This window comes from Ruegeria sp. C9 (assembly GCF_056537585.1).
In genome coordinates, this window is record NZ_JBQFRU010000016.1 from 1 (window position 1) to 3,922 (window position 3,922).

Consider the following 3,922-nt stretch of genomic DNA (forward strand, 5'->3'; position numbering starts at 1 on the left):
GCTGACATTTGAGCATTTGAAGGCTGAGGTTTCGTCTGGCGAGATTGATACGGTATTGGTTTGTCTGGTTGACATGCAGGGCCGTTTGATGGGGAAGCGGTTTCATGCGGGTCATTTTGTTGCGGGGGCGTGGGAAGAGACGCATTGCTGCAATTATCTGCTGGCGACGGATCTCGAGATGGGGACGCCGGATGGGTATGCGTCGACCAGTTGGGAGCGGGGCTATGGCGATTATGTGATGAAGCCGGATCTGAGCACTCTGCGCCCTGTACCGTGGCTGGAAGGCACGGCGATGGTGATGTGCGATGTGCTGGATCATCACACGCATGAAGAAGTGCCACACGCGCCGCGCTCGATCCTGAAGCGTCAGGTGAACCGGTTGAAGGCGATGGGTTATGACGCGATGTGCGCCACCGAGCTGGAGTTTTTCCTGTTCGAGAAAAGCTTTGATCAGATCCGCAAGGAAGGCTTTCGCGACCTTGAGCCGATCTCGGGGTACAACGAGGACTATCACATCCTTCAGACCACCAAGGAAGAGCATGTGATGCGCCCGATCCGCAACCATCTGTGGGATGCGGGGATACCGGTCGAGAACACGAAAGGTGAGGCCGAGACCGGGCAGGAAGAACTGAACATCAAATATGCGCCTGCGATGGAGACGGCCGAGTATCACTCGATCGCCAAGAACGCGGTGAAAGAGATTGCCTGGCAGCATGGGCATGCCGCGACCTTCCTGCCGAAATGGCATCATGAGAAAGTGGGCAGTTCCAGCCACGTGCATCAGTCGCTCTGGTCCGAGGGGCGGCCGATCTTTTTCGACGAAAAAGATCCGCTCGGCATGTCGGATGTGATGAAAAGCTACATGGCGGGTCTTTTGAAATACGCCGCCGATTACACCTGTTTCATGGCGCCCTACATCAACAGCTACAAGCGGTTCATGAAGGGGACCTTTGCGCCGACGCGGATCATCTGGTCGGTGGACAACCGCACCGCCGGGTTCCGCCTGTGCGGTGACGGCACCAAGGCGGTGCGGGTGGAATGCCGTATCCCGGGCTCGGATATGAACCCCTATCTGGCGATGGCTGGGATGCTGGCGGCGGGGATCGCTGGGATCGAAGAAGGGCTGGAATTGCAGCCGCCGACCACGGGTGACGTCTATCAGGGAGAGACGGGGATGATCCCGGGCAATCTGCGCGCGGCGCGGGATGCGCTGCATGGCTCGGCGATGTTGCGGGCTGCGATGGGAGATGACGTTGTCGATCACTATGCGCGCGCGGCCGAGGTTGAGATCGAAGAGTTTGAGCGCGTGGTGACCGATTGGGAAATTGCCCGCGGGTTTGAGCGGGCTTGAGAGGGTGAAGGCGAGGGGCCAGCCCCGCCGCCATTGGCGCTCGAACCAATGGCGCACCAATGGCGGCCCCAGAGATATTTATGGCCAGATGAAGCAGGGATCCTGCTCTCTTTAGAGATGGAGTGACTATGGGGCAGATGTTGCAATGTGTCTCGCCGATTGATGGGTCGGTTTTTGCCGAGCGCGAGGTGTTGTCGCGGGAGGCCGCGTTTGAGGTTGCGGGCCGGGCGCGGGCCGCACAGGCGGCTTGGGCGGCGCGGCCCTTGCGGGAACGCATTGATCTCGTGATGGCGGGTGTGGCTGCTGTTGGCGCGATGAATGAGGAAATCGTGCCCGAGTTGGCGCATATGATGGGTCGCCCGGTGCGCTATGGCGGTGAGTTCGGCGGCTTCAACGAGCGCGCAAGCCATATGGCCGGGATTGCCGAAAGCGCATTGGCTGATATCGCGGTGGGCGAAGATGAGACGTTCAAGCGCTATATCAGGCGCATCCCGCATGGGGTGGTGTTTGTGGTGGCGCCGTGGAACTACCCCTATATGACGGCGATCAATACGGTGGCGCCTGCGCTGATCGCGGGTAATACGGTGATCCTGAAACACGCCACGCAGACCCTGCTGGTGGGCGAGCGTATGGCGCAGGCCTTCCATGCAGCGGGTGTGCCGGAAGACGTGTTCCAGAATGTCTTTCTGAGCCATGACGTGACCAACGATCTGATCGCGGGCAATGCGTTCGACTTCGTGAACTTCACCGGCTCGGTCGGCGGCGGCCAGGCGATGGAGCGCGCGGCGGCGGGCACCTTTACCGGCGTCGGGACTGAGCTGGGCGGCAAGGATCCGGGTTATGTGATGGACGATGCCGATCTGGAGGCGGCGGTTGAGACGCTGATCGACGGGGCAATGTTCAACGCGGGCCAGTGCTGCTGCGGGATCGAGCGGATTTATGTGCATGAAAGCCTGTATGACGACTTCGTCGCCAGGGCGGTGGAGATCGTGAAGGGCTATAAGCTGGGCAATCCGCTGGACGCTGAGACCACCATTGGCCCGATGGCCAATGTGCGCTTTGCCGATGAGGTGCGGGCGCAGATTGCCGAGGCGGTCGAGGCTGGTGCGGTGGCCCATATCGACATCTTCCCCGAGGATGATGGCGGCGCATATCTGACGCCGCAGATCCTGACCAATGTCACCCATGACATGCGGGTGATGCGGGATGAAAGCTTTGGTCCGGTAGTGGGCATTATGAAAGTGTCCACGGATGATGAGGCCATCCGGCTGATGAATGACAGCGCGTTTGGCCTGACAGCGAGCCTCTGGACCAGCGATCTGGATCGCGCGGCCCGCGTGGGCGACCAGATTGAGACGGGCACCGTCTTCATGAACCGCGCCGATTATCTGGATCCCGGCCTGTGTTGGACCGGCTGCAAGAATACCGGGCGCGGCGGCGGTCTCTCGGTCATTGGCTATCACAACCTGACACGTCCCAAATCCTATCACCTGAAAAAGGTCACGGGCTAAGGACGCCGGCCTGCCTCGGAATGACCCCCTCGCCGGGGCAGGCCTTTTGACACGAAGGAAAGCAAACATGTCACTTGTTGGAAACTGGTCTTATCCAACCGCAATCAAATTCGGGGCCGGGCGGATCAATGAATTACCCGAAGCCTGTGCTGCGGCCGGCATGAAGAAGCCGCTGCTGGTCACCGACAAGGGGCTGGCCGACCTGCCGATCACCACCGCGACGCTGGATATCATGGAGACCGCCGGTCTGGGCCGGGGTCTGTTCGCGGATGTGGACCCGAACCCCAATGAACAGAACCTCGAGGCCGGTGTTGCGGCCTATAACGCGGGCGGCCATGACGGGGTGATCGCTTTTGGCGGCGGCTCGGGGCTGGATCTGGGCAAGATGGTCGCCTTCATGTGTGGTCAGACGCGCCCGGTCTGGGACTTTGAGGACATCGGCGATTGGTGGACCCGAGCGGATGCCGATGCCATCGCGCCGATCATCGCCGTCCCCACAACTGCCGGGACCGGGTCCGAAGTGGGACGCGCCAGCGTCATCACCAATTCTGAAACCCACGCCAAGAAGATCATCTTCCATCCCAAGGTGCTGCCGACCGTGGTGATCTGCGACCCCGAGCTGACGGTGGGCATGCCCAGGTTCATCACCGCAGGCACCGGTCTGGATGCGTTTGCGCATTGTGTCGAGGCGTTCAGCAGCCCGCATTACCACCCGATGTCTCAGGGCATCGCGCTGGAAGGGATGCGGCTGGTCAAGGACTACCTGCCACGTGCCTATGCGGACGGCACCGACATCGAAGCCCGCGCCCAGATGATGAGCGCGGCGGCGATGGGTGCCACCGCCTTCCAGAAAGGCCTGGGCGCCATCCACGCCATGAGCCACCCCGTCGGCGCGGTGTTCAACACCCACCACGGCACCACCAACGCGGTCTGCATGCCCGCCGTGCTCGAGTTCAACGCGCCAGTCATCGCCGACCGCTTCCAGCAAGCCGCCGCCTATCTGGGCATCGACGGCGGCTTCGACGGCTTCCGCAGCTTCGTGCAAGAGTTCAACGACAGC

The 3,922-nt window shown here is 61.4% G+C and carries 3 protein-coding genes; all 3 read left to right on the forward strand.

Annotation, left to right across the window (positions count from 1 at the left end):
- The first annotated feature begins 1 nt into the window (after position 1).
- Positions 2-1,351, forward strand: coding sequence for a glutamine synthetase family protein (locus ACR0NE_RS21400; RefSeq protein ID WP_480459955.1), 1,350 nt, complete (start codon positions 2-4; stop codon positions 1,349-1,351).
- Positions 1,352-1,479: 128 nt separating this feature from the next.
- Positions 1,480-2,862, forward strand: coding sequence for an aldehyde dehydrogenase family protein (locus ACR0NE_RS21405; RefSeq protein WP_480459954.1), 1,383 nt, complete (start codon positions 1,480-1,482; stop codon positions 2,860-2,862).
- Positions 2,863-2,929: 67 nt separating this feature from the next.
- Positions 2,930-3,922 (forward strand): iron-containing alcohol dehydrogenase (locus ACR0NE_RS21410; protein ID WP_170660586.1); only part of this gene is annotated, 993 nt, incomplete at its 3' end.

Bases quoted from the DNA above. Each gene is read 5' to 3' on its own strand.
- ACR0NE_RS21405 (WP_480459954.1), top strand. From the start codon at position 1,480: ATGGGGCAGATGTTGCAATGTGTCTCGCCGATTGATGGGTCGGTTTTT.